This window comes from Chroogloeocystis siderophila 5.2 s.c.1 (genome assembly GCF_001904655.1).
GTDB lineage: Bacteria > Cyanobacteriota > Cyanobacteriia > Cyanobacteriales > Chroococcidiopsidaceae > Chroogloeocystis > Chroogloeocystis siderophila.
The window spans coordinates 172328-198743 of the sequence record NZ_MRCC01000010.1; the positions used below are offsets into that span (position 1 = coordinate 172328).

Here is a 26416-nt window from a genome sequence, read left to right on the forward strand (position 1 = left end):
AAAAGAGTTAGAGAAAGTTTCTCACAAATCATTTAGGATTGCTATATATCGATGATGGATAGCAATGTTCTGTAACTTTTTTGCCTTTCGCTAAATGTTCATTGACGATAGTTTCAGCTACATTTGGATTAACACAAGTGTACCAAGTTCTATCATCCGAGTAAAATACTACTGGTCCTTGTTGACAAACTTCTAAACAGCCAGATGTTCTTACTTCTACATCTACACCAGCTTTTTCTACTGCTGATTTTAAAGCATTAAATGTATGTTGCCATTTGCCTGAAGGAAGACAGCGAGTAGAAGTACAAACGGAGATATAAGAATGTTTCAGGGGATTTTTGGTAAACGGTATTGGTTTTTTACCTAATACATAAATATCTCTTAATTCCTGATAAAGAGCTAATTTTGTTAAATCAGGTTTACCTTCTGGTAATAAGTTTTCACCATCCACTAAAGGATTAGGTAATAAAATAGTCATCAATTGCTCATCTGCACCATTCCAAAATTGAATTCCCCAACTTCTCGGATGACCTTTTGTATTAAAACGACGATAAAAAGCAGCACGACTGACTTGACGTTGTTTTCTTAATTCTACAGGTGTCTTGCAAAGTGGTCCCCCCAAATTAGCCTCAATACACAAGTGTAAATGCCAGCCTTCAGCCGCTACCGTCAGATATCCATCATAGAGAATACAAAGCTTTGGTGGAGCATTAAATTCTAACTCCAAAACACTACCTTGGACAATATGACCTACCCCTACTTGAGACCAATGTTGCTCAAACAAAGTATAGAGTAGCGATGACAAAACATCACTACTACAATCAAAATATTCATACTCAACTGATCCATTTGTAGATGCCTCAGTCACAACTTGATTTACAGGTGTCACCCAACAATTAAATTCAACCATTTAAAACTCTCCTGCACGGCTTTGCGTAAAACAAAACTATTAAAACGTAGAACTCAACCCAACTTGAAAAACCCTTCCCCCGTCTGGAAAACCAGGAAACAACTGATAACGCTGGTTAAAGAGATTATCTATACTACCTGTCAATACCAATGTATCGCTTAGAGGCGCACGCATTTTAAAATCCAAAGTAGTATAACCTGATAAAAACTCTGTGTTGATATTGTTAATTGGGTATCCGCTTAAAGAATTCATTAGTAACGCCAAATATAAACCTTCAGGATTTTCATAAGAAACTCCCAAATTTAATTTATCCGCACCGACAAATCGTAATTCTTGATTGATTTCAGCAGGATTGGCACTTTCTAAAATGCGCGGATTATTGGCTGTATAGTTAGCAAATGCGTAGACGTTTCTTATCAACTGCAAATTTAAAGATGCTTCAATTCCTGTAGTTTGTACTAAGCCGATATTTTCAAAAGTGCCTGTATTGCCATTTACAGGTGGGATTAGCCTTGTAAAAGCAATTGTATCAGATACTCTGTTACTAAAAAAGGTTAACCGTAGTAAGCCAATATTACCCAATCTTTGGTCAATACCAATATCAAAACTATCGCCTCTTTCGGGTTTGAGTGCTGGATTACCAATGTTAGTAGGATTATTGTTAAATAAATTAGCAATAGTCGGTGCGCGGAAATTTATAATGTAGTTAGCTCGGAGTGTAGTAGAATCAAATAAATCTAACTTTGCACCTATTGATGGTGATGTGAATGAACCGTTCACCAAGCTACTAAAATCTTGACGTATACCTAAATTAAGACTAAAACTGGGAGTTAAATTAGTTTCATATTTGGCAAAAATTGCCCCTTGACTTATCCCATCGTCATAATTTTCTCTGGTTATGTTTGTATCATAACTAAAGGTTGTATTGCGGACATTGGTATTGCGGTAATCAAAGCCATATAAAATTTGATTATTGATAAGATTCCAACTGTGTGTAGCTTGCATTCCATAAGAGGCTTGATTCGTATCAAATCGATTTTGAGATGTCAGCGTATTACTGCGGTTATCAAAACGAGTATTAAGAAAATCAGCATAAACTCTGACTGTTAATAACGAATTATCCCCACTCCCTAATTGGGAGTTCCAGGTTAAATCTGTGAGAATTTGGTCTGTGTATTTGCGATTATTCTCGGTAAGCGAATTGAAAAATCCTTGACCAAATTCGGGTTCAGGAATGGGGACTCCTCCTGGTACTCCTTGTTCTTTACCTAAGTATAGAGTTGATAGAGTTAAAGTGTTGCGCGTGCCTAAATTTGTTTCGAGTTTGATATTAAAGTTGTTATAGAGGGCATCATTATTGGCTCTAGTTCCCTCAAAATTGGCTTCAGGAATTACAAAAGGATAATTATTTTGTGCTTGAGTGCGGTTGTAACCTACAACCCAAGAAATGTCACCTATTGTTCCACTATTCTGAACAATTTGTTGGTTTAACCCATAAGCCCCAAGGTTAACATTGGCTTCCGTGATAATTTCACCTGTGGGACGACGAGTGACAATATTAATTACTCCACCGATCGCATCTGAACCGTAGAGTGTAGAACCGCCACCTGGTAAAACTTCCACCCTTTCGATATTATCGGTGGTAAATTCTGAAAGGTCGAAACCGCCACCGCCGAGGTTGTTAATCGGTCTACCATCCAGCAATATTAATACTTGACCTGTATTAGCACCTCGAATAAATTGACCGCTTAATGCATTAACTTCTGTCCCAACTGTACCATCACCCAAGATTCCAGGCAAAAATCGTAGTGCTTCCCTAACAGTTCTAGCACCCTGTGCTTTCATTTCTTCATTCGTAATCACGTAAACTGGACGGGTGGAATCTTGTACTGTTCCCTCGCGGCGAAAGGGTGAAAATACGGGTTCATTTAACAGTTTGTCGATGACAGTTAGTTCAATATCGGCTGCTTGTTCTTCTGTCGCTTCTGGGGTGTTTTTAGGTGTTACTGCAACTGGTTGTAGGTACGAAGCCGAATTTTTGTGCCTGGGAAACTCAGATAATTGGGTGATTTCTGTGGCTATAGTGTTGTCATTGCCGTATATTATCCCCAAAGCAACAGTCAAACTAGACACAACAACTTGAATAATACTGGTAATAGAATGAGTAGACATTTATAAGCTAAGCAAATAAAAGTTTGGCGAATTAAAAAAGAAAGCGTGCAACTCAACCACAAAAGTGGTGTTGGAAGAAAGCTAGCGTTTGATAATCATAATCATTATTGCATGCGAGATGGCTGTTTACGTTAGCGATCGCTCAACGTTCCCAAGAAATCACCCCAAGCGACTGGGTATTAATGATGAATTCTGCCAGAGTTGGATTTGATAACACAGATGGCTATCAAAAATGGCGCGTGCTGCTAACCCTTCGACAATCGGCTTTTCTAGCCAACGATTAAATGCCCAACGCCCAAGTGTGTATAACGGCGGAAGTGCGATCGCCACGACATCAGCAATGTATTTAACAGTAGTCAGCCCAAAAGTACGGAAGTTATCAACACATAAATCAATTGTTGGCGCAACTTGAGTTGAGATGTCCTCAGACTTGATTAACTTAAATCCAGCTTGGATCAAAGCCGTGTGAAGTTTGCTAGCTACATGACAATTAGAAAAAATGCCCTCTCGATATTCCGCATCAGAACGCATCATATCTGCAAGCAACAGGTAGCCACCACTACTTAGTAAACGAGCCGCACCTTGAGCTAAATCTTCAACAGCAATATATTGGCTACTTTCACTGAACAAAAGGAGATCGTAGAAGTGTGATGTGTGAAAATCTTCAAATCTTGTTAAATAGAAAAGTACTTGATTGTTAGTATTTTTGATAAACCTTTCTTGTTGAAGTGTATCAGGGGCTAACCCCTCGACAATAAAACCGCGATCGCACAAATACGCTGCATTACCACCGATACCACAACCTACGTCAAGCACAGTTTTTATACCTTCTGGGATAAAACTCATTAACTTCGCTGCATAGGCTTCCTGGGCTGCACGTAAGCGAGTTAGAGTCAATTCCTCTCCTTTTTCCGGTAGTGGTTCCCAATACCCGTAATGAAGATAGGAGGAATTTGTGAGTCCTATATAATAATCTATCGCTGCATTTTGGTAGCGAGTTGGTTTGGGAATATTAGTTGCTTTTGGCTTGATCATTAAGGCACACAGTAAATGTTAGGTGATTAGGCTTGGTTGAAATTCTTCCCATCGTTTGCACACTTGTTCGTAACAATTGAGTGGAGTAATCTTTAGCTGATGTAAGAGATTGACTTCAATTTGAGGATAAGCTTTTAGCATTAAAACAATGTCTTGATGGGGATTGTATGTTGCAACTGCGGGGAGAATAGAGGAAATTATTGATGAGCTAGTAGATTGCGATCGCAAGTAACACTCAATCAGATTAGAAGGCATAAATTGAAGTGTGAAGGAAATTGTATCGAGATTTGTCATTGTAGAGTAAGTAACAGAGGTGTCCACATCACAAATGACAACTCCCCGCCCAAATGACTCAAATCCCCGCCATGCTGCGTAGCCTATTACCAGCAAATTATTATGAATAAAGTTATTTTGCCAGTAGCCAAAATTTCCTTGCCAGATACTATCAGATAATCGCACCTGCTTCCTCACTTTGGAGTCATCGTTGTTTGTTAATTCCTATTAGAACTAGCAGCAATATTTATGGGTGGAATCTTTGCTAAAATACTTTTTTTTAGGGGGTCTGGTCGTTCCGACCAAGGCAAAGAACCGTCAGATTTAGTGTAATATTGAGTTGCACATTCGAGGATCGCTGGCGCACTTTCCTCTTTTGGTAAATCTCCAAAAAGATACGTTAACTTTGCTTCGGCGGCAAAGGCAATAACACAAGCACGATTGCAAGCACTCATACATTTTACGGCTTGAATGGAAAATTGATGCTGCAATTCCCAAGTTTGTGCTAATTCCTGAAGTTGTTGTAACAGTTGTTGTCCACCACTCTCACCAACACGATTGCCATCTTGCCACACGCTGGCACAGGTCGTGCAGATAAATAAAGTATGTTTGTTCATTGATTTTGAAAGATATAGAATGAATTTTGAAGCGCAGACATGAAAAATTATCTTAGTTGTGCTGCGACTGTTTCAGGCGATCGCAAGCTAGTCTAATACTACGGCTGCATGAGAAAAATAAGCTTTTTGGCTAAACTCTATACTAAAAATAGTCGTGTGTATTCAAAATACGCACTTTGAGTCAGTTAATTTAGTTAAGTTAAAGATTCAACACTTGCAATTAATTAAGTCCTAACAATCAATTGCTTTTTGGTTGGTAGTTGTATATTCTCAAGCAGACTGGATAAATTCTTATGCTTATAAATCATCTGTACCTCGCAGATAGATAGGTAGAGTTTTTTTCGGCGGGCATTCTGACTTTAGATAGTTTTGAGCGATTTTTGATTTGAGAAATTCTGAATCTTGAGTTTTGTTGACTCATAATTCATTTAAATTCAACCTTTGTCACTCATTACTTCTTTCACAGCTGCGGGACAATGTCGGATTTACACCGAGCTTTCCCCGTTACCTCTAATGGCTGACCCCCATTAGAACCGAATTATTGATTACCTAATAGTAGCACGATTTATGGTTCACAGCTTGGGCAATCGCACTAAGAAATAATACATCTTAGTCTGCAATGAACTATGTGAGCGCAAAACCGAGCATCTTTACATAACTTAATATTAAAATAATGTAAGTTATTACTTTTGCTTAACCTATGCCAAACCTTCAGAAAGGCAGTAGCAAATCTCGGATTATTGTAATTGGTGCTGGAATTGGTGGACTCACCGCAGGTGCATTATTAGCGCATCGTGGCTATCAAGTGTTGGTTGTAGATCAAGCATTAGTTCCAGGAGGGTGTGCTTCTACATTTAAGCGCAAGGGATTTACCTTTGATGTAGGTGCAACGCAAGTAGCGGGACTCGAACCTGGAGGAATTCATCATCGCATCTTTAGTGAACTTGAAATTGATTTACCACACGCAACTCCTTGCGATCCGGCGTGTGCAGTCTATCTCCCTGGAGAAACACAGCCGATTAACGTATGGCGCGATGCCAAAAAGTGGCAAACCGAACGTCAGCGGCAATTTCCTGGTAGCGAACCATTTTGGCAGTTAATCGCAACTTTATTTAAAGCAAGCTGGGCATTTCAGGGACGCGATCCGGTATTACCACCGCGCAATATGTGGGATTTGTGGCAACTTGCAACGGCGGTACGCCCTGGAACTTTAGTGACGTTACCGTTTACTTTGATGACGGTAGGTGATGCGCTACGGGCGTATGGCTTAGGAAACGATGAGCGCTTGAGAACATTTTTAGATTTGCAACTCAAGCTTTATTCGCAGGTGGATGCAGAAGAAACCGCATTACTTTACGCGGCGACGGCGTTGAGCGTATCGCAGTTACCACAGGGATTGTATCATCTAGAAGGCAGTATGCAGGTGTTGAGTGATCGCCTCGTATCTGCTGTAGAAAGAGACGGCGGCAAACTCCTGATGCGCCATACAGTAGAACAGATCCAAGTAGAAAATAATAAAGCAACTGGTGTCGTTATCCGCGATCAAAAAACAGGTGAAACTTGGACAGAACTAACCGACCATGTTGTTACGAACGTTACGGTGCAAAACTTGGTACAGTTGTTAGGTAAAAATGCTCCTAGTGGTTACAAAAAACGCGTAGACAAATTACCCCAAGCTTCCGGTGCGTTTGTCGTGTACTTGGGTGTAGAAGAAAGCGCGGTTCCGGTTGGATGTCCGCCGCATCTGCAATTTATGTATGATGCTGATGGTCCGATTGGCGACAATAATTCGTTGTTTGTTTCGGTAAGTCGTCCTGGTGACGGTCGCGCTCCAGAAGGAAAAAGAACAATTATTGCTTCTTCGTTTGTCGATCCGTTACCGTGGTGGCGCTGTCATGATTATGCGGCAATAAAAGCGAAGTATACGCAAGAGGCAATTTCTAAACTTGGTCAATTTTTCCATTTAACACCAGAAACGATTATTCACGTAGAAGCTGCAACGCCGCGCACTTTTGCTAGATACACAGCAAGAGATCAAGGTATTGTTGGTGGTATTGGTCAACGAATACCAACTTTTGGTCCGTTTGGTTTTGCCAATCGGACTCCTATTAAGCACTTATGGTTAGTCGGTGACTCAACGCATCCAGGGGAAGGAACTGCGGGTGTAAGTTACTCGGCATTAACAGTCGTTAGGCAGATCGAGAGCTTTTGAACAACACTAGTCACTAGATACTCTTTCACTCACTACTCACCCCTAGCTAGGCTGTTGTTGGTTGTTTCATTTGCGACTCTAGAATTGAACCATACAGTGTACTAGTGCGCATCAAATCCTCATGCGTTCCTTGGGCGACTAAGTGTCCTTTGTCCATGAGTAAGATGCGATCAGCGTTGCGGACAGTGCTGATTCTTTGGGCAATGACAAAAGATGTGCAAGTTTTGCGGCGCATTAAGTCATCTAAAGCTTCTTGAATATCAGCCGCTGTTTTGGCATCAACTGCTGAGGTACTATCATCCAGAATTAAAATGCGGTAGTTGGTGAGGAGAGTTCGCGCGATCGCAATTCTTTGTTTTTGTCCTCCTGATAACCCTAAACCGCGTTCGCCGACAGTTGTATCGTAGCCATCGGGTAAACTCGCGATAAAGTCATGGATTTGAGCCGTTTTAGCAACGTCGATGACTTTTTCTAAGGGGGCATTTGGTTCTGCGTAAGCAATATTATCGCGAATCGTACCAGAAAAGAGCGTTGTTTCTTGAAAGACAATACCAATGTGCGATCGCAAGCTTTCTAACTGAAAATCGCGCACGTCACGCCCGTCAATTCGGACAGCGCCGGCGGTGACATCGTAGAAGCGAGGGATGAGGTTCATAATCGTACTTTTACCCGAACCTGTCATGCCGAGGATGGCGATTAATTCTTGAGGTTTAGTTTCAAACGAAATGCCTTTGAGAGCCTCTGTCGTCGCTCCTGGATAGCGGAAATGGACATTTTCAAAGGTGATACGACCCCCACATTTTTCAAACGGTACAGCATGAGGGCGATCGCTAATTTCAATTTCCGCATCGACAACTTCATAGACACGTTCAGCAGAAGCAGCAGCTTGGGCGATCGCAGGGGCGGCGAAACCAATGAGTAAGATTGGTTGCAGGATAAATAATAGATAAGAGTTAAACGCGACTAATTCACCAATCGAAAATGTCCCGCCAATCACCTGAATTCCACCGACACCAACAACAATAACAGTGATTAGGTTACTGAGTAGAAAAATCCACGGAAACGTATTGCGAATCGCGGCGATCGTCTTCATATTAACCTTCACCAAGTCATCGTTTAGCTTGGTATACCGCGCCATTTCTATCGGTTCGCGCACAAAAGCTTTGACAACACGAACTCCAAAAATATTCTCTTGCAAAACTGCATTGAGATCTCCAAGTCGTTCTTGTACTTGACCAAACAGCTTTTGATTTTTAATGAGAAATCGTGCTAAGATCATCGCAGCGATGGGAACTAAACCCAACGTAATTAATGCTAATTGCCAGTTCATCATAATTAGAATCGTTGCGATGGTGATTAACGTGACGACAGCACCAACCACTTGAATCAAACTTGTCCCGACAAAAGTCCTAATTTGTTCGACATCGCTGGTAATCCGCGTCAGTAACTGCGAAGTTTGTGCTTGATCGTGATAACTAAAACTGAGATTCTGGATTTTTCTAAAAATTATGTTGCGCAAATCGTAGGCGACGCCTTGGGAAACCTTTTCTGCCCAAAAAGTTTGTCCAAAATTAAATAAGCCGCGCCCGATCGCGACCAAAACCATCGCGCCAGCAACTTCAAAAATGACTTGATAGTCGAAGCTAGCAATACCTTGGTCAATACCCCAGCGAAATAGTTGCGGAGTAATAGCATTCGCTGCTGTTAGCAGTAATAAGCTAATTAATGCTCCAGTCGTAATCAGCCAGTAATATTTGAGACTTCCGAGGACGCGGTTGAGAGATTGCATAAAATAATGTGTATCACACCTTATATTTATAATGAAATGCAAGCCGCTTCGGGCAAGTTGAGCGATCAATGATTGCTGCTGCACGGAAAAACCATGCTAGATAAAAAATAGCAACCACGCAGGGTAAAGAACGTAGATGAGTGCCAACGAGCGATACTACAGAGTTCTGGGACTAGAACCAGGTGCAACACTCGAAGAAGTGAACCAAGCTTATAAAGATTTGGCATTTATTTGGCATCCGGATCGGATTCCTAAAGATAATCCGCGACTGCAACAAAAAGCAAACGAGTTTCTCAAAGAAATTAATACAGCACGCGATCGCCTGCGATCGCATCTTCAACAAAAAACCGTCGCTACTCCACCGCCAGCCTCACCACCACCACCGTCATATCGCCCCCCTCGCCCGCAATCAAGTAATACTCGCTATTGGGGTGCAGATTTTAAACGCGCTAACTTGAAAGAAAAAGATCTTTCGGGTCGAGATTTTCGCAATGCTAATTTTACTGGTGCAAATCTCAGCGATGCTTTTATGCATAAAGTTAATCTCAGTGGCGCAAATTTATTTCAAGCGAATTTGTTTCGCGCGAATCTCTTGCAGGCTAACCTTAGTCATGCGAATCTTCGTGAAGCCAATTTAGTGGGTGCTGACTTGAGTGGTTCTGATTTAAGTGGTGCTGATTTACGCGGGGCACGGATTGGCGTTGGCGATCGCATTTTAGTCAAACTTACAGGTGCGCGTTTAACAGGAACGATTATGCCTGATGGCACAGTTCATCAGTAGTTGGTAATTAGTAAATGCCTACAAATAGCCCAAGTCACGAATTCATCACATCGCTTGAAACTGATGGTATCCGATTTGTGCGAAGTCTCTGGTTTGACAACGCGAACATCATTCGCGGTAAAGCTGCACACGTCGGAATGCTACCGAATTACATCATAGTTCAGCATTAGTTGCTGCTGATCGCCAAATTGCTTTTCAATCGACAGTGCGCGCGATCACCCTCAAACACCACCTCAAAGCCTTGTTTTTATAATCGTGATGCGTAAAGCCCCGTGCTGCAGTTGGGGGGTTGCTCTGCGAACAGGATAAATAAATTCATCCGTGATGTGAGTAATTAATGTATAAATTTCGGAATTTCAGCTTTTAGCCGTGACACTGTAGTTCATTTGTACTACTATAGCAGTGACTTAGCAACTTACCTAAACTTGTCTTTAGCTAGCATGAGAAGAATTAAAGCAAGACGCAAATACCTTTCCAAGCAAAGTACGCCCAGTAAGCGATCGCCACAATTGCCAATCCGCCAACCGCAGCAGAACAAAAACGCCATCCAACCAATCCAACCACAGCTACTATACGAAGATACGCCGCAACGAGCAACAGGATGGCAACGCCTAGCCGCACAAGCCCAAAGAATCAACCAAATGGCGGCAGAATTGGAAGATGCAATACTAGAGTTGAAAGTGATCGCCAGTGAAGTAAATTGCGATCGCCTTGTTGACAAAAATCACGTGAAAAGCTCCTGTGAGTATTTCAAAACATCAGTTCCCTGTGTTAAACGTAAACAAGCAGGTACATTTGTCTTAACAACTCGCCAAGTTGATTTATTTCGTGCTGAACGCGAAGCCGCACAATTAGCAAATACACTACGCAGCCTCACTAAAAAGCGAAGAAAACTTATGTCAACATCACCGCAGCGAAACAAACTTGGTTTTCTCAGCTTGCATATTTAGCGCTGTTCACTAGAGCTAATATTAATTCTGGCTACAGTCTCCACTTGTTAGCCTAAGAGTGTAATGACTAGTAAAGAAGTTACTCACCACTATTGAGCAAGTTTTTATCTATTCTAGATATATAGCAGTTAGCAATTAGCTTTTTGGAAAGCTTTGTCTTGAAAACTCCCCTCAACGCTCTTAACCCGCGCACAGGAGTTTTCGCTGTGGCAACGGAGACTCAGGATTATAAATGTCCTCATCTTAATACGTCTTGCTATAGCAGGGGTCAGGGTTAAACTTCCTTCAGGGAAATCACTATGAGCATATATAGTGTCCTAACTCTATTGACTAGGGCTATACAAGAAAAAAACGAATATACGAATCTTAGAAGCCTTTTGAGGTACACAGTGTTAGCGCTACTCTGGATTATTGCTGTAGGTTTCATCCCGCCTTTACTTTCAGTATGGATTATGCGCCGTACTCAAAAAAGAATGCAAGCTGAGTTGAGACGGGCGATGACAGCAACAAATAGGATAAGGGCTAGGCGCTATCCGGTTTCTTTACCTCCAGATAGCTATTACCTAGAAGGAGTTGGGTATCTCATTGGTGACATTAGTTGTAGATTTAATGCGAGATCGCGTTATATTCGCTGTGCTGTCAACCCTGAAGGTCCTTGTCAGGGATGTCGTCACTACGAGCAAAAAGAGGAAGTCTGAATTAACAATAGAAATCAAAGCTTCTTATTATTGGTTAGTGAATGCAGAAGACAATCTTAGCTATATCGTCTGCGATCGCCTATTTATGGCTCAAACGACATAACTTCTTTTCCCGCTTCCGACATACAATATTTCTTTTGTCAATATTTTTTTTGATGTTAAACGAGTAAGCTGTTCAACAGAATAGCTACTTTTTTCTCTTTAAATATTAGACGTTGAGCATTTTTCCCTAAACTTTATATCATTATGCACTAAGTTGATAGGAAACTAAGCCATAGTGAGAAAACGTCGTTAAAAATCCCACAAATCAAACTTTTCGGCTTAATGTCACCTCAATAGTTGAATTTTGATGAAACCGCAATCTCGCCAAATTAAGAATAGCAATCAACATCAACAGCTTTTTCGGATATCGTCAGTTGGTTGGCAAGTATTTCTTTTGTTAGGATGGATAATAGTTGGTAGTATTTTACGCTTGGTTAACCTAACAGCAAAACCTCCCTGGAACGATGAATTTGCTACTGTAGTTTTTAGTTTAGGGAATAGTTTTCGGACTGTTCCCATCGACCAAGCGATCGCCCTAGATACCCTTTTACAACCGCTACAGCCTAATCTCAACGCCGGAGTGAATGATGTCATTCAGCATTTGATGAGTGAGAGTACGCATCCACCAATCTACTTTGTCCTCATGCATCTGTGGATGAAATTATTTTCTACCGATGATGAATTAGCTTCTTTTTGGGTAGCGCGATCGCTGAGTGTCATTTTCGGAGTTGCGACGATTCCAGCGATTTTTGGTTTGGGTTATTTAGCTTTTCGTTCGTTAATTGTCGGGCAAATTGCAGCGGCAATGATGGTAGTGTCACCTTACGGGATTTATCAAGCGCAAGAAGCCCGCCATTATACTTTAGCTATTTTACTTGTTATTGCCTCTTTGTGTTGCTTAGTTTTAGCTATTCGTAATCTTCAGCGGCGCGAACGATTGCCAGTTTGGGTAGTATTACTTTGGGTGTTCATTAACGCTTTGGGCATTGCTGTTCACTACTTCTTTTTCTTGTCTATCTGCGCAACAGCACTTGTGCTTCTTAGTTTTTGGATTGAAGATTTTTACAATTGGATTAAACACAGAAATGAGCTTCAAAAAGTCCCTTATTTGCAGCAACGTAATTCGTTTATACTTACGCACTGGTATCGTATTTATACTGTCGCCATCAGTACTGTAATCTCTAGTTTAGTCTGGATTCCAGTATGGCAAAGTATACCTGATAACCAAGTAACACAATGGATTTTTGATGAAAATTCCTTTAATTTACTAGAAAGTATTCCTCAATTCCTAGCCTGGATAATTACAATGTTCGCCTTGCTACCTATTGAAGGTGCCAATGTACCAGTAATGCTATTCTTTGGGGCTGTATTAATTGGATATGTTGTCTGGCTGCTACCACTTATTATCAAAGGTATTCAAATACAAATAAGCTATCCCCCAACACGATGGGAAAATCAAGCGTTACTAAGATATTTTTTAGCGGCGATCACACTTGTGTTTACTATTTCTTTTAGCTTTGGTGCTGATTTAACTATTGCCGCAAGATACCATTTTTTCTATTTTCCTGTAGTTATAGTTTTATTAGCAGCAGCAGTCACTATCTGTTGGGATTCTAATAAAGTTTTAGAGTTTTTAGTATCAGTAGGAAATCTTCGCCAACAAACGTTAGTTTACTCGTTAAAATCAAAAGGCAAAAAAGTCGTTATTTTATTGTTTGTTATGGGATTATTGGGAAGTATCACAGTTCTCTCCAACTTCGCCTATCAAAAACCTGATCGCCCTGATTTATTAGTTCCAATTATAGAAAGAGTATCTCAGAATTCGACTCTTATTGCAACAACGCACTTTACTCACGAGCAAGTTGGTGAAATGATGGGGCTAGCATTAGAGTTTAAACACTATTATTCCCATAAAAATTCTTCTCCTAATTTTCCTTTATTTTTTTTAGCTCACTCAGAACAAAATTCTTCATCTATCAAAACTTTAGAAAAAAATATATTACAACTACCAAAGCCGCTAAATTTATGGTTAGTTAACTTTTTTCCTACTATAGAACCGACAATAAGCGGTTGCTTAATTGACTCTGAAATTAGACCGAAAATGAATGGTTACAAATATCGCCTGTATCATTGTTTGTAGTTTATAAATTGCATTATTTTTGCTCGTCCTAGCTGAGTAATGCTCTTTTTTTTATCAAAAGACTTATTTATTATATAAAGTAAATATAATGAGAATCTGTAAAAAACATCTTTGATTGTTTTATATTTTTAGTTTCATAAGTAACTTGCAATATCAGAAATACAGCATTTTTATTGAGAACTTAGGAGAAGCTAAGAGCAATCGTACTCTTTCCTAGCCTCTACCAAAACCGATAAATATGTAATACCATTTCACCAAATAAAAACTACAAATCATTTCACCTCTGCCTCTCTGCTCCTCTACTGCCTATTTGTAGTAAATTCAAAGTGACATGATATAACTTCTTTTTTTTGCAGGCTACTGTCTTTACAGAAACGCAGTATCTTTGTCAAAAATCTATATAGCCTTCACTGCGGTGACATTTAAGTTATAAAATATACTTGAATACACGCATATGTGCTTTGTTGACTGTCAGCTTTCAGTCATGTCCGAATGTTTCTCTTGCATTCGACAATTCATTGTCGCTGTACGATCATTGTAAATACTCGACACTGATGCTTGCGAAGCTCATGTATGCCTTGCTCAGATGATTAGATAATTGTCAAGGTCAAGCTAGACTACAGCTACTGTAAATAATATATATTGAGGTGCAAGAAATAATAGAAATATAAAGTAAATAGCAACAAAATGAAAATATCTCCAGTCTATTGATATCACTGATAAATTTACTCTGATTAGAAATAGCTATGTTATGTGAGAAACTAGATTAATAAAACTATAGTAATTAATTTACCTATTTCTTACATTTTGGCAAAGGCAAGACTTCAGCCTTAGATAGAACCTATCCAGATACTGTTCATTATAAGCAAAACATGGAATCCACATCATTTTTGATAGTTGACGATCAACCAATCACTCTTTCTCAAGCACTTAAATATCTTCAAACATCTGGCAAGCTTCAACCTTTTATTTTAGAAATTCTCCGCCAACGAATACTAGAAACAGAACTAAACACACGCAAAGATCTTGAAATTAATCCTGGAGTCATTGAGCAAGCCATAATTGATTTTCGGTTGCAACAGCAACTCACTGACCCAAATATCTTTCAAGAGTGGTTGATAAACAATGGCTTAGACTATCCAACTTTTCACCAACAAGTGGTTTTCAACTTCAAACTAGAAAAATTGAGAAATATTATTACTGAACCACGAGTGCAAGAGTATTTTATTGAGCAAAAGATTTTTCTAGACCGCGTGGTATTGTCTCGGATAGTGGTGAAGGAACAAGAATTAGCTGAAGAACTCAAAAGCCAAATTTTAGAAGGAGCTAGATTTGAGCAACTTGCTCAAGAGTACTCGGTGACTGACGATCGCATTGTTAATGGGATGATGGGACCAATTAGTCGGGGTCAATTACCTGACGCGCTGCGGGCTTTAATTGAGTTAGTCAATCCTGGTGAAGTTGTAGGTCCCATAGAAATTGATGAATGGTATTGTCTATTTCGAGTTGAGCAATTCATTCCTGCTGCCTTGGAAGGGGCGGTTAAGCAAGAATTAGAAAATCAGCTTTTTGAACAATGGCTTGGTGAAAAAATGCAGAAGCTGAATATTAAGCTGCAAGTAGATTCATAAAGCGTAGAGCGTGAGGTTATTATTATCTTAGCAGATTTAGTAGCTTTAATCTAAATAAATTTTGTCAGGATACTAATAGCTAAAAAGAATGCGCAGACTCAATTTAAGAATTTCAAAAAAATAATTTTGCAGCACTCGTTGCTACGCACTTAACGAGTGGCAAAACTATGTGATTTAGTAGTTTCACAAAGTTTTCAAAATTTACCACAGCCAATTGTATTCAATGTGTCTTTCCTCGACTGCGATCGCAGGGTTTCTAGCTCTCATGAGGTTTCTATGATTACGACAGATGAAATTAAAAACTTGATGTGGGATAAAGTACCCTTATCGTGTTTAAGTTCTGAAGAACAAGTTCAATTCCAACATCAAGCGGAGACGCGTAGCTATATACTCGGTGAAATTATTTGGTCTACCGACGGCGAAGAGCAACTTAAAGGTTCTGGTAGTCAAATTTTGATTCTAGCTGGCAAAGTGCGCCTAGTTCCAGAACACGGAGAATCGGTCATTTTGCAACAAGGAGATTGGCTAGGCGATCTGTTGGAACTTTCAGGAGCGTGGAAAGCTAGAGCATCAAGTCGAGAAGTTATTGTTTTACAGTGGAAGGCAGATTTTTGGACAACTGTTGCATCTTCACAGGTACAGCAGTTTTGGGCAACAGTGCGATCGCGCTATCAACCCCAACAAAAGCCGCAAGCAGAACCGATACTCGGTTATCCATTTGTTTCAAGTTTGAATACAGCGGCAGCGTGTTTAACAATGGTGACACAACACCTGCAACACCCAGCGCAGCTAGAGTGGGTACAACGGCAAACACGCGGACAAAGCCCTAAATATATTGTTGAAGCCGCAGAAAAAGTTGGATTGCAATTACAAAAAATCCAAGTTAGTTGGAGTGATTTACGCCAGCTATCGTTTCCAGCTTTACTGCATTGGCAACAAGAGTCGTGGGTTGTTGTGTACGGTGTTAAAGGCGATCGCCTGATAATTGCCAATCCGCTTAATCCGAGTCAAACCTGTGAAAGTATACCGCGAAGTATCGTAGAAGCGGCGTGGGATGGGCAACTTTGGCAGATTGAACTGATTCAAAAACGCGATAAGTTCAATCTTAGTTGGTTTTTGCCAGCGGTATGGCGCTATCGCAAGTTATTAGGAGAAGTTCTCTTAGCTTCGTTTACGTTACAACTATTTGGCTTAGCGACACCAGTGATCACGCAGGTGATCATCGATAAAGTTCTGGTGCAAGAAAGTTTGTCTACCTTGGATGTGATGGCAATCGCGCTGTTAGCGATCGCGCTATTTGAGGCAATTCTCGGTATTTTGAGGATATTCATTTTTACGCACACCGCCCGCCGACTCGATTTAAGCTTATCAGCGCAAGTCTTTCGTCATTTGATGCGCTTACCACTAGCTTATTTTGAGTCTCGACGCGTTGGCGATACCGCCGCACGAGTTCAAGAATTACAAAATATTCGTGAGTTTCTCACGGGTACGACTTTAACCGTGATCCTCGATAGCTTGTTTGTGGTGATGTATTTGGCACTGATGTTTTATTACAGTGTCCCACTCACCTGGGTAGCGCTTGCCGTGATTCCGTTATTTGCACTGTTGATTCTGGTATCTACTCCGATTCTGCGTAACTGGCTCGATGAAGCCTTTAACCAAAGTGCCGATAGCCAATCATTTTTAGTCGAAACGATTACAGGAATTCATTCGGTAAAAGCGCACGGTGCAGAACGCACTTCGCGCGAACGTTGGGAAGGACTATTTGCACGCTATATCCGCACCAACTTTAAAGCCTCAACAGCATCTAAAATCACGAGTAATATCGGTACCTTTCTTACAAGCTTATCGTATCTGCTCATTCTCTGGTTTGGAGCAAAATTAGCGATCGAACAGCAGCTAACAGTCGGTCAATTGGTAGCATTTCAGATGCTGTCTGCTAGAGTCACAGGACCGCTATTGCGCTTGGTACAATTGTGGCAAAACTTACAGCAAGTTTTTCTTTCAGTGGATCGCCTCGGAGATGTTTTGAATGTTGCACCAGAAGCTGAACCAGGTTCGGGTTTGATTTTACCGGCGCTGCAAGGGCAAGTAACTTTCGACCAAGTGTTTTTCCGTTATCGCCCTAACCAAGAGCCAATTTTGCGCGGGATCTCGTTTAATGTCCAACCAGGAATGTTTGTTGGTATTGTCGGGCGTAGCGGTTCGGGTAAAAGTACGCTTTCTAAACTGTTACAGCGGCTTTATCTACCAGAGTCTGGTCGTATTTTAATCGACGGCTTTGATATTAAAAGTGCTGATATTGCGTCCTTACGGCAACAAATCAGTGTCGTTCTTCAAGAAGACTTCTTATTTAATGGCTCGATTCTGGAGAATATTACTTTAGGTAATCCTGATATTACTGCGGAGGAGGTCGTAAAAGCAGCACGGATGGCAGCCGCCCACGATTTCGTCAGTGAATTGTCACAAGGATACGAAACTTCGATTGGCGAACGCGGTACCGGATTATCAGGGGGTCAACGCCAGCGGATTGCGCTAGCACGAATGTTTTTATCGCAAGCTCCGATTCTCATTTTAGATGAAGCAACAACTGCTTTGGACAGCGAAACCGAACAACAAGTTTTACAAAATATTCAAGGTATTGCCAAAAACCGCACTGTCTTTATGATTGCCCATCGTTTTGAACCACTCAAAAAAGCAGATTTAATCTTGGTTCTAGAAAAAGGTGTATTGATGGAACAAGGAACGCACACCGAGTTAATGCAGAAGAAAGGATTGTACTGGTCGCTATACCAACGACAGCAAAATAACTAGACTGCCTGCACAAAAACTTGTACAAACATTAACTATCCCCCTCTCAAGTTCTGACAGGGGGATTCTACTTAAAATGGTAGCGTTGCTGAATCGAGTATAATAAGCCATCGTGAGTGACACGTTCGCGCAAAGTTCTGCAGGAAATAATCAGCAACGCCAAAATCGTCTATTCGTCTATGTTAAATGCACTATGCTGAGCGAAAAACCTCGATCGCAGAAAGCGCACCAAAGTCTGCATCTGCCTTGAGTTGAATATTTAACTGACCATCATTAACTTGTAGTCCTTCAATTGGCACTTTAACTGCCTTTAAAGCACCTCCTGCTGCCGCCGTGATGTCGAAGTTGTGGAGTACAGTCTTGTTCTCAACTATGACATCGAACACGCGCTTACCGATGCCACCAGGACCACGATTTGGCGCACCCCAGTAGTTCTCAGAGAAGTGTAACCGAAGATCAACTTTACCTGGTTGAACGGGTAGCGCAAAGGAAAGTACGCGAGAAGACATCGGGATCGAACCATTACCTATTTTTGCCCGATACGAACGATAGACAGGATCGATATTTGTATTTTGGATGTTAGGTGTACCCAATGTGCTTTCGGGTACTGCGTTGGATGGACTAAATAAACCTGTATCAGCCGACCAAACAAAACCACTAGGGCTAGTGTAGGATGAGCTACTACCAACATTAATGCGATGCAGAACTTGTCTTTGGGCTGTGGTTTCGTTCGCTGAAATTAAGAAATTATCAAAAGTCGCTGTAAATGGTGCGCCTCCTTTATTACTTGTAATGAGCCCAGCTTTGCTTTGTGCCGCGAAATAGCGACCAATCTGACCGCCTTTGAGCGAAACGACGCCAGGCAGGAGAATAATGTTATTATTGTTGCCGACACTATAACCAGCACGGACTGTTCCCGCTTGAGGATCGGTAAATAATTTCAGTTCTAAGGACTGTAAGCTTCCAGGATTGGCGATCGCTGCTGTACCAATTGTTTTGCCTACACCCTTGTTTTCTTGATAAAACTGAATTCCAAGCTGACCGTCATTACGCGCGATCGCAACTACCTTAATATAATTGTCTTGATCCGGTCCCAACATCACACCTGCTTGCTGGAAGCCTGTCTTAATGTTATTGAACGGACCGAGCAGTTTACTACTAATCACCGACTTGCTAACTCTGCCATCGAAGATAGTTTGCAATCCGTTGACGAGCGTATTGTCTTTACTGCCATTGCTACCACCAGTTGTCGTAATCTTTAGCGTTCCTGAACCAGTAGTATCAAGATTGATAAGATTTGGATTGTAGGATGCTATTGAGGTAAAGGTATCATTCTTATTAAGTTGCGTGCTGGTGAATCCAATATTCTTACCATTTTTATCTTTCAAGCCATTTGGAAAGACATTTTCGTAGGTTTTACTAAAGTAAAACTTCAAGTCTGGCGAACCTGGGAATCTACCACCTACTGATGGATCTAAAGCAGAATTTTCTGGTTTTGCATTTACGAACAAGTAAACGTCATCATTATAGTCATAATTTTTGGGTGGTGCACTATCGTCGTTACCAGGGTCGGCAGCAGCTATCCAAGTGTGCGGAATAAGCGTACCTTGAGCATCACGGACTGGATATATTCGCCAGTTGTGCGTTTGATCGGGAAGGTTTTGCGTGTAATCTGTCCAAGCTCCTTCGGTAGTTGGTGCAAACAAGCTACGATTGAGGGCAAATGGGCTATTTGGCGTGAAGCTCACGTTACCAAGAGTTGGAGTTGTATTTACTCCGCCAACTAAAATTTTGGGGAGAAGCTTTTGGTTTTCACCGCCGCTGATGTCATTGCTCCCAAGTACGTTATCAGCTTGCAGCCGTCCGGCGTGTTGGTAAATAAAACCACTCTTACCGCCACTGCCAGGTTTTGCCTGAAACCTGATCGGATCGTGAGGACCATCTGTAGGACCACTAAAAACTGCTAGCGGCCACAGTTGAACTGGCTTACTATTGTCCGCACGTACCCAGTAAGGAGAGTAAACTTCATCACCAATAAGTTGTTTTTGACCACCTATGATTAAGTTTTCAGTACCTATATTTGTTGTCCAGCCAAAAATCCGAGTTATTTCTGCGAGTGAAGGTTCTCTATTGGCTTCGTAGTTAGCTGCATTCAGTCCAGCAAGGTTAACTGTTTTTGCTGGTTGACCGTTAGCATTGATTGTCAGCGATGCGTAGTTTTCCCCGTTAAAAGTATGGGTAGTGGGGGTAGTACTTACTTGCGCGGTACGCTGCGGAGCAAACTGAACTTGAATCGTACGACTTTGATTAGCTCCAAGCGTAAACGGCTGTCCTGTGGGAGCATCAAGAATTTGAAAGTCAGCAGCCCTTTGATGGTCTGCAAGTCTCACCGCGTTACTCTTTTCTTGTGAATCGCCAAGATTAAGCGCAATTGTTAGCGGGGTACTTCCTGTATTATTCAGCGTCAGTGTTTTTGGCGATCGCACTTCTCCTGCAACAGTACCAAATACCATCCGGTTCGAGACGATATTCGCATCTGGAGTCAGAACTTGAAGGCTACTACCGCCAATTGCACTTTGGTTCATGCTACTGAAGCCGTACGGATCTGCCGTACTCGCTTGCAGGCTAGTGTAACCAGTGTTGAGATTACTGGTATTCGGGCTAGTAGTTGAATTAGTAGAAGGATTAAGGAGATCAGTCGCCATTATCTACTCGACTTATAGAGGTACCAAAAAGAAAGAAAGTTCTGACTATGGAAAGCGGTGACACGCAGATTCCGCCGCCATTGGGCGGAATGCTGCTAACTAGACGCACTTAAGACCTCAATAGCGGCAATAGAGGCAAAGTCTTGTTGTGCCGCAAATTGCAAATTGAGCGTGCCATCATTGACTTGAATGCCATTAATCGGCACAACCACGGCATTGAGCGCGCCACCACTCGCCGCAAAGATGTCAAAATTCTGGAGTACGGTTTGTCCCTCCGCAATTACATCAAAGACGCGCTTACCTGCGCCACCGGCGGCACGTCCTGGCGCGCCGTAGTACAATTCCGCAAAGTGCAAACGCACATCAACACTTTGCGGCGTGTTAATCGGCAAGTTCAACGACAGAACTCGCGAACCTATAGGAGTATTGTTGTCACCAACTTTGCCACGGAAGCTTTGATAAAGTGTGTCATCGAGCGTGTTGGCGATCGCTGGGGTGGGATTGAATGGACCGCCGTTGAGCGCGGGGGCAAATTGCGGGTTGAATAGTCCCGTATCCGGCGACCAGGTATTACCTAAGCTATCGGTGTATGCACTGCTGCTGCCTACATTTATTCGATATAGTGCTTTTTGATTTTGCTGATTGTTGATGACGGGTGAGCCTTGGAAAGACGTTGCACTAAATGCTGGATGTCCACCTGTAAAGAGAATCTTGTTCCCAAAACTTGCGGCAATGCCTGCGAGTCGTGCTTGTGGTAGTGGTGTTAGCTCTTGCCAGGTGTTTGATAGTGGATCGTAGGCTGTGACGTCTGCTGAAAATTTTTCATGGGCAAACTCACCACCAGCAACAATAATTTTGCCGTCCATCACAAATGTCGAACTCGAAATATGCGATCGCGCTTTGGGTAAACTCGCCACTTCTCGCCATTCGCTAGGGTTAGCAGGGTCCCATACATGAACAGAACTTTGAGTGACTAAGTTTTCATCGACGTCATGCTGACCACCGATCGCATAAATCTTACCTCCCAAAACAACATCACCCATATGCGTGCGGGGATTTGGGAAAGGAGCCGCAGCATTCCAGCTTGTTCCGCCGTTAAGGTCTAAAGTCCAATGATTGCCTTTATCTTGACGATTGATATCGGCTCCACCAAAGAAATGAAGCTTGCCATTAACGACAGCTAAGCCTCCTGATGCCCGTGCTTCGGGTAATGCTGGCATAGGTGACCAAGAATTTGTATCGATGTTGTATTTCCAAACATCTTTAGTTGCAAAAATCTGCCCTACAGGATCTTTGGCAACGTAGCCACCAGCAATATAGATATTTTTGCCGTCTACCGCTGTACCAATATGATTAACGGGCTTGGGTAGATCTGCAATTTGTGACCATGTATTTGTTTGCGGGTTGTAGACATCCGACCGCGAGCTAGGTCGCCAACTGCCACTATAGCCACCAAATACAAATAACTTACCATCGGCGATCGCACTTCCTGCTTCGGTTCTGCCTACTGGCATCGCCGCGCCATTACTCCAGTTAATTTGGTTAAAGTCGGGGTTAGCACTGCCAAGCGAGTTCACGCCAAAATAGTCAAATGTGACATCGACTTTCTTGGACTGACCTGTGAAGGCGAGAATACCTGCCCGCGAAGTTGTTGCATCTGCAAACAACGATTGCCCTGCATTACTCGGCAGCTGAAACGACTGTAAACTAGTCGGTAAAGCCGTATTCGAGTTGACGCGGTACGCGGCGGTGAGCGTTTTGGTTTGCGGGTTGCCTGTCAGGTACAAGTCGAGCGTGTTGATGCCTGCCCAGTTCAAGTTTTTGATTTCACCAATACTCGTGCCAATGCCATTTTTTTCGTTGTAGAACTGCAACTTCAAGCCTTTGCCATCGTTGACGACAACAAGTTTGGCGTAGTTGTCTTGGTTCGCACCCACGAAGATGCCGCCTTGCTTGTACGCCGCGTTGAGGTTGGTCACAGGTCCTTTGATGCGCGTACTGATTCTAAACGGCTGCGTGATTGTATCTACCGCTACTTGCAGTGCATTTTTCAGGTTATTTGCTGCCGCATTGCTGCCTTGCGTTGCAGTTAATACTAAGCTGCTACTGGCGGTATCGAGATTGATCAAACTCAGGTCGTACGCATCGCCGCTGCTGTTTGCTTGCACCGATGTGAATCCTGTTCCCAATCCATTTTTGTCTGCTACGCTTCCTGGTACTGCTGTCGCAAAATCTAAGCTTAAATCCGCAGCCATGTAGATACTCCTTTAATACTCACTCGCTTGTATGGTCAACTCACTTTGAGTAACGAAATCTGCCCTGCAACACCATCTTTAATAAGTTCCGCAACGTATAAGTTACCCGCGTTCTTCTTCGTGTCTTCGACAAGATCGAGTGGATCGTTCAATCCTGATATCACTTGCGTAACATTGCCTCTAGGTATGTTTCCATTGTTATCTGGTTCCAGTGCCAAGATATCATTACCGCCACTGTACTGCGCCACGAGCAGCTTATTTTTCAATGCACCACCGAAAGTATTGCTTTGGTATTCGATGATACCGTTAGGTGATTTGTTGCGTCCAAAGTCATAAGCAAAGCCTCGATAGTTGGAATCTGGCTTGATACCTACAGGATATCCAGCGTATGCCACTTTAGTCACAGGGTCTACGACTCTAACGACCTCAGCTGGGTCAATTCCACTTGTTGGATTACCACCATTGAGAATGTATTCCCCGCGTTTGGGGTTTGGATGACCGTAGTAACCACCTTGGACGACTTTAAACAGATAGTCGTTTTGGGTACCGACCCTTTGCAAAGCTTCATTCACCGACGTTTTGGGATTATCTGGCGTATTGCCGTTAGCGCCACTACCATTCGTCGGAACGTACAAGAAACCGTTACTATGCCAAACTAAGTCATAAGCATTGCGGATACCAGTTGCATATAATTTGACGGGTGCATTAACTGCAAAAGGATTATAGTTGCCTTGCTTTCCGCCGTAATTTTCAGTTTGGACGTTAAAGCCACCACTAGGGGCGTTTCTGTTGGGGTCAATTTGTAAAATTGCCGCCGTTAAAAGTCGTTCAGGTCGATTTGCCCAGGCGGTATCTGGCGCACCCAACGCACTATTACTACCTTGCGACAAGTAAAGCTTGCCGTCTGGTCCAAACGCTAAACTGTTGCTAAGGTGGTCTTTTGCCGATCGAGGTAACCCAGTAACGTAGTCTTGGATACTCGCACTAAAAGAATTAGTATTTGAGTTGAGAACCAGCTTGGAGATGGCGCCGGTAAAGTCTTTTGCGGGCTGTGGGAAGAGTGGATCGTTATGAGAAATCCACAAGTTGTTGGGATTTTTTGGGTCAAAGGTTAGACCAATAATGGCTCTACCATTGAGCTTCGCTGGCGCGAATGTCTGTAAATTAGATAACCTACCTGAACCTGCATCAATATTCCAACGGCGAATTTTACCGTCAAGCCCCGCAGCGTATAATTTACTGTCTGGACCTACTGTTAAGCTTGCTAGTGGAGCACCTTGATAGACCAATTCCTTTGTGAAGTTAACTTGATTGTCACCAGGTACTGTGGAAGCATTGCCGGTATTAAATGTAAAGCTTTCTGTATTGAAGCTTGTCCCTGACTCGTCTTTGACTTTGTTGGTGACAATAAAGGTGTAGTTGGTGTTTGGGTCTAAGTTTTGACTTGGTTGATAGACTATGACATCATTACCGCCACTTGTACCCACAAGCCCAGGTACTTGTTTACCGTCTTTGGTGCGATACAACTTCACCGTAGATGAGTTTAAGCTACTAGGCGCAACCCCGATACCTGAGCGCGCCAGCGCCACATCAACATTAATCGATGTATTAAGATAAGCTTTCCCTTGAGCATCGCGATCAACTGCAAATCCTGTGACGTTTGGATGTTTTCCTGGCGTAATATTGAATATTTCAATAAAGTTAATTTTGGTGTTAGTACCGCCGATCGCATCAATTGTTAGCCGACCATCATTGACATTTACTTTGACGGTTTCGAGTTTGTATTCTTGCTGCGGAGTGCTTTGAAATTTATCAATTGCGGTAACGCCTTCAACGCGAATCGTGTGTTTGCTGTCATAAACGCCGTTGGGGTTTGGTCCGTCACCAACACTGACAGTTACACTGTACATTCCATTCGGAACCGCCATTTCCCACGCCGCTGCTGGACTATTGAAATACTGCATATGCAGTAAAGTATCAATGCGTTGATCAACTCCAGCGCGATCGCGATCGCGGGCGAATTGGGCAATATTTAACGGTGTATTTGTGCCACTTCTTACCCAACCGTAACCACGCGTATTATTGAACGCTGCACCCGTATCTTTGACATAGCCTGACGGTAAGTTAGCTGCATTCGGCTGGAAGTTGACTTTAATTTCTTGCGCAATCCCAAACTGGTCAAATGCAACCACAACATTTGGTGCATTGGTTGTCGAAGCTAGAATTCCCGCACTTGTGTTACTTGCATTAGCAAGGAAAAACGGCGTACTTGTTTTGATTTGGGCAGATTGATTGACGACTTTTGCAGGTGCAGTGTTTGAGTTGACGCGGTAAGCAGCTTTAAAGGTTTTTGTGTCAGGATCTCCGGTTAAATAAAGATCCAGTGTATTAATATTGCTCCAATTGAGGTTAGTAATTTCGGCGATGCTTGACCCGACTCCGTTTTCTTCTTTGAAAAACTGAAGCCGCAAGCCATTAGGACCACCACTATTAATTAAGACAAGCTTGACATAGTTATCTTGATCCGAGCCAAAGAAAATCCCACCTTGTTGAAAGGCACTCGTAAACTTGTTTGGTGAGCCTTTTAACCGTGTACTGATTGTAAACGGTTTAGTATCATCAATTCCCCGCTGTAGGGCGTTTTTGAGTGAATTATTTGCCCAGGCGCTGCTACCTTTGGTCGCAGTAAGAGTTAGCGTTTTCGCAGCAGTGTCAATATCAATGTTACTAGGTTGGTAGTGGTCGCCACTGCTATTAGGCTCTACTGAAGTAAATCCGGTGCCTTGACCATCTTTATCTAGAACTGTGTCAGGAAGCGTAAAAGAAAAATCAAGGTTTAGCATCACAAATCCTTAATTACTTGACATAGCTGATACTGCCAGTAGCGAATAAAAAAGTAGCTGTGTTTGATAAAGGCAGTATACAGACTTAAGTAAGCCATGCTTACCGTTTTAAAAAAAGTAAGAATAATTCAGGTTTTAGAAACTGATGTTTCATCTTGAATCCATATTGTGGTCAGCAAAGCCAAAGATATTCCTAATTTCACATAACCCGATAAAGCATACGTAGTATTTTTACGCGGATACTCCTCTACGCAAAGCGTGAAGCACGTACAATTACGGAAATCTTCACCAAATCTTCACAAAGGCGGCGAAATATTCTGTCTTATTTGGCAAATCTTTATCGAATCTTCATGCTCTGGTGGCTTAATACCTAGTAACATCACGTTTTCTTCACACTGTTTCAGTAAAATTACTTACTCTAGAAACTCTTGTTGTAATAAATATATCGTAAAAATGAGATAATCATTACAAAATGTTTATATTTTCTGAGAGTTAAATCAGATCAAATCGATCAGCAATCTCTACATCTAGATGACAGATTCTACGAGGATT

General features: G+C 42.1%; 17 protein-coding genes and 1 riboswitch. Of the genes, 8 read left to right on the top strand and 9 right to left on the bottom strand.

Features of this window, described 5'->3' with window-relative positions:
* Positions 1 to 28: 28 nt before the first annotated feature.
* The 5 genes from NIES1031_RS13810 to NIES1031_RS13830 all read right to left on the bottom strand — a co-directional run bounded on the left by NIES1031_RS13810 (position 29) and on the right by NIES1031_RS13830 (position 5007).
* Entirely contained in the window at positions 29 to 910 is an 882-nt protein-coding gene (locus NIES1031_RS13810; protein ID WP_073550019.1) for a (2Fe-2S) ferredoxin domain-containing protein, read from the bottom strand.
* 39 nt (positions 911 to 949) lie between these two features.
* A complete protein-coding gene (locus tag NIES1031_RS13815) occupies positions 950 to 3082 on the bottom strand; it encodes a TonB-dependent receptor plug domain-containing protein (RefSeq protein WP_073550020.1) in 2133 nt (710 codons plus the stop codon).
* Between the two features lie 159 nt (positions 3083 to 3241).
* The gene (locus NIES1031_RS13820; protein ID WP_073550021.1) at positions 3242 to 4117 is read right to left on the bottom strand and encodes a methyltransferase domain-containing protein; all 876 of its coding nucleotides are present in this window, start codon (positions 4115 to 4117) and stop codon (positions 3242 to 3244) included.
* An 18-nt stretch (positions 4118 to 4135) separates the two neighbouring features.
* On the bottom strand, positions 4136 to 4576 hold the full coding sequence (locus tag NIES1031_RS13825) for a hypothetical protein (RefSeq protein ID WP_073550023.1): 441 nt from the start codon (positions 4574 to 4576) through the stop codon (positions 4136 to 4138).
* A 32-nt stretch (positions 4577 to 4608) separates the two neighbouring features.
* Entirely contained in the window at positions 4609 to 5007 is a 399-nt protein-coding gene (locus NIES1031_RS13830) for a DUF1636 domain-containing protein (protein WP_073550025.1), read from the bottom strand.
* A gap of 326 nt (positions 5008 to 5333) precedes the next feature.
* A riboswitch (cobalamin riboswitch) is annotated at positions 5334 to 5560 on the bottom strand.
* Positions 5561 to 5707: 147 nt separating this feature from the next.
* Between NIES1031_RS13830 and crtD the strand changes: the two genes are divergently transcribed.
* Complete coding sequence (gene crtD / locus NIES1031_RS13835; protein ID WP_073550027.1) at positions 5708 to 7219, top strand: C-3',4' desaturase CrtD; 1512 nt, start codon at positions 5708 to 5710, stop codon at positions 7217 to 7219.
* A 46-nt stretch (positions 7220 to 7265) separates the two neighbouring features.
* Here the strand turns inward: crtD and NIES1031_RS13840 are convergent, their stop codons facing one another.
* On the bottom strand, positions 7266 to 9008 hold the full coding sequence (locus NIES1031_RS13840; protein ID WP_073550029.1) for an ABC transporter ATP-binding protein: 1743 nt from the start codon (positions 9006 to 9008) through the stop codon (positions 7266 to 7268).
* A gap of 136 nt (positions 9009 to 9144) precedes the next feature.
* Here NIES1031_RS13840 and NIES1031_RS13845 point away from each other — a divergent pair, with 136 nt between their 5' ends.
* The 7 genes from NIES1031_RS13845 (at position 9145) to NIES1031_RS13870 (ending at position 18064) form a co-directional block, all read left to right on the top strand.
* Complete coding sequence (locus tag NIES1031_RS13845; RefSeq protein ID WP_073550030.1) at positions 9145 to 9789, top strand: pentapeptide repeat-containing protein; 645 nt, start codon at positions 9145 to 9147, stop codon at positions 9787 to 9789.
* Positions 9790 to 9803: 14 nt separating this feature from the next.
* Positions 9804 to 9959 carry a hypothetical protein gene (locus NIES1031_RS23830; RefSeq protein WP_218596800.1) on the top strand — a complete coding sequence of 52 codons (156 nt, stop codon included), beginning with the start codon at positions 9804 to 9806 and terminating at the stop codon, positions 9957 to 9959.
* Positions 9960 to 10229: 270 nt separating this feature from the next.
* Positions 10230 to 10739, top strand: a complete 510-nt coding sequence (locus NIES1031_RS13850; protein ID WP_073550032.1) for a hypothetical protein — start codon at positions 10230 to 10232, stop codon at positions 10737 to 10739.
* Positions 10740 to 11128: 389 nt separating this feature from the next.
* Positions 11129 to 11437: a DUF6464 family protein gene (locus NIES1031_RS13855; protein WP_015189958.1), complete on the top strand. Its 309-nt coding sequence runs from the start codon at positions 11129 to 11131 to the stop codon at positions 11435 to 11437.
* Between the two features lie 349 nt (positions 11438 to 11786).
* Positions 11787 to 13619 (top strand): glycosyltransferase family 39 protein, encoded by a 1833-nt coding sequence (locus NIES1031_RS13860; protein WP_073550034.1) that lies wholly within the window; start codon positions 11787 to 11789, stop codon positions 13617 to 13619.
* 872 nt (positions 13620 to 14491) lie between these two features.
* A complete protein-coding gene (locus NIES1031_RS13865; RefSeq protein WP_073550036.1) occupies positions 14492 to 15250 on the top strand; it encodes a foldase protein PrsA in 759 nt (252 codons plus the stop codon).
* A 276-nt stretch (positions 15251 to 15526) separates the two neighbouring features.
* The gene (locus tag NIES1031_RS13870) at positions 15527 to 18064 is read left to right on the top strand and encodes a peptidase domain-containing ABC transporter (RefSeq protein WP_073550038.1); all 2538 of its coding nucleotides are present in this window, start codon (positions 15527 to 15529) and stop codon (positions 18062 to 18064) included.
* Between the two features lie 188 nt (positions 18065 to 18252).
* On the opposite strand, the gene NIES1031_RS13875 is transcribed toward NIES1031_RS13870, so the two are convergent.
* The 3 genes from NIES1031_RS13875 to NIES1031_RS13885 all read right to left on the bottom strand — a co-directional run bounded on the left by NIES1031_RS13875 (position 18253) and on the right by NIES1031_RS13885 (position 25864).
* Positions 18253 to 20766 carry a malectin domain-containing carbohydrate-binding protein gene (locus NIES1031_RS13875; RefSeq protein ID WP_073550039.1) on the bottom strand — a complete coding sequence of 838 codons (2514 nt, stop codon included), beginning with the start codon at positions 20764 to 20766 and terminating at the stop codon, positions 18253 to 18255.
* Between the two features lie 95 nt (positions 20767 to 20861).
* Positions 20862 to 23021, bottom strand: a complete 2160-nt coding sequence (locus NIES1031_RS13880) for a Kelch repeat-containing protein (protein ID WP_073550041.1) — start codon at positions 23019 to 23021, stop codon at positions 20862 to 20864.
* Between the two features lie 35 nt (positions 23022 to 23056).
* Positions 23057 to 25864, bottom strand: coding sequence for an Ig-like domain-containing protein (locus tag NIES1031_RS13885; protein ID WP_073550043.1), 2808 nt, complete (start codon positions 25862 to 25864; stop codon positions 23057 to 23059).
* Positions 25865 to 26416 lie beyond the last annotated feature (552 nt).

Excerpts from the sequence above, each read along its gene's own strand:
- NIES1031_RS13810 (WP_073550019.1), bottom strand. The coding sequence starts at position 910 with ATGGTTGAATTTAATTGTTGGGTGACACCTGTAAATCAAGTTGTGACT.
- NIES1031_RS13815 (WP_073550020.1), bottom strand. The coding sequence starts at position 3,082 with ATGTCTACTCATTCTATTACCAGTATTATTCAAGTTGTTGTGTCTAGT.
- NIES1031_RS13820 (WP_073550021.1), bottom strand. The coding sequence starts at position 4,117 with ATGATCAAGCCAAAAGCAACTAATATTCCCAAACCAACTCGCTACCAA.
- NIES1031_RS13830 (WP_073550025.1), bottom strand. The coding sequence starts at position 5,007 with ATGAACAAACATACTTTATTTATCTGCACGACCTGTGCCAGCGTGTGG.
- crtD (WP_073550027.1), top strand. The coding sequence starts at position 5,708 with ATGCCAAACCTTCAGAAAGGCAGTAGCAAATCTCGGATTATTGTAATT.
- NIES1031_RS13840 (WP_073550029.1), bottom strand. The coding sequence starts at position 9,008 with ATGCAATCTCTCAACCGCGTCCTCGGAAGTCTCAAATATTACTGGCTG.
- NIES1031_RS13845 (WP_073550030.1), top strand. The coding sequence starts at position 9,145 with ATGAGTGCCAACGAGCGATACTACAGAGTTCTGGGACTAGAACCAGGT.
- NIES1031_RS23830 (WP_218596800.1), top strand. The coding sequence starts at position 9,804 with ATGCCTACAAATAGCCCAAGTCACGAATTCATCACATCGCTTGAAACT.
- NIES1031_RS13850 (WP_073550032.1), top strand. The coding sequence starts at position 10,230 with ATGAGAAGAATTAAAGCAAGACGCAAATACCTTTCCAAGCAAAGTACG.
- NIES1031_RS13860 (WP_073550034.1), top strand. The coding sequence starts at position 11,787 with ATGAAACCGCAATCTCGCCAAATTAAGAATAGCAATCAACATCAACAG.
- NIES1031_RS13865 (WP_073550036.1), top strand. The coding sequence starts at position 14,492 with ATGGAATCCACATCATTTTTGATAGTTGACGATCAACCAATCACTCTT.
- NIES1031_RS13870 (WP_073550038.1), top strand. The coding sequence starts at position 15,527 with ATGATTACGACAGATGAAATTAAAAACTTGATGTGGGATAAAGTACCC.
- NIES1031_RS13875 (WP_073550039.1), bottom strand. The coding sequence starts at position 20,766 with ATGGCGACTGATCTCCTTAATCCTTCTACTAATTCAACTACTAGCCCG.
- NIES1031_RS13880 (WP_073550041.1), bottom strand. The coding sequence starts at position 23,021 with ATGGCTGCGGATTTAAGCTTAGATTTTGCGACAGCAGTACCAGGAAGC.
- NIES1031_RS13885 (WP_073550043.1), bottom strand. The coding sequence starts at position 25,864 with ATGCTAAACCTTGATTTTTCTTTTACGCTTCCTGACACAGTTCTAGAT.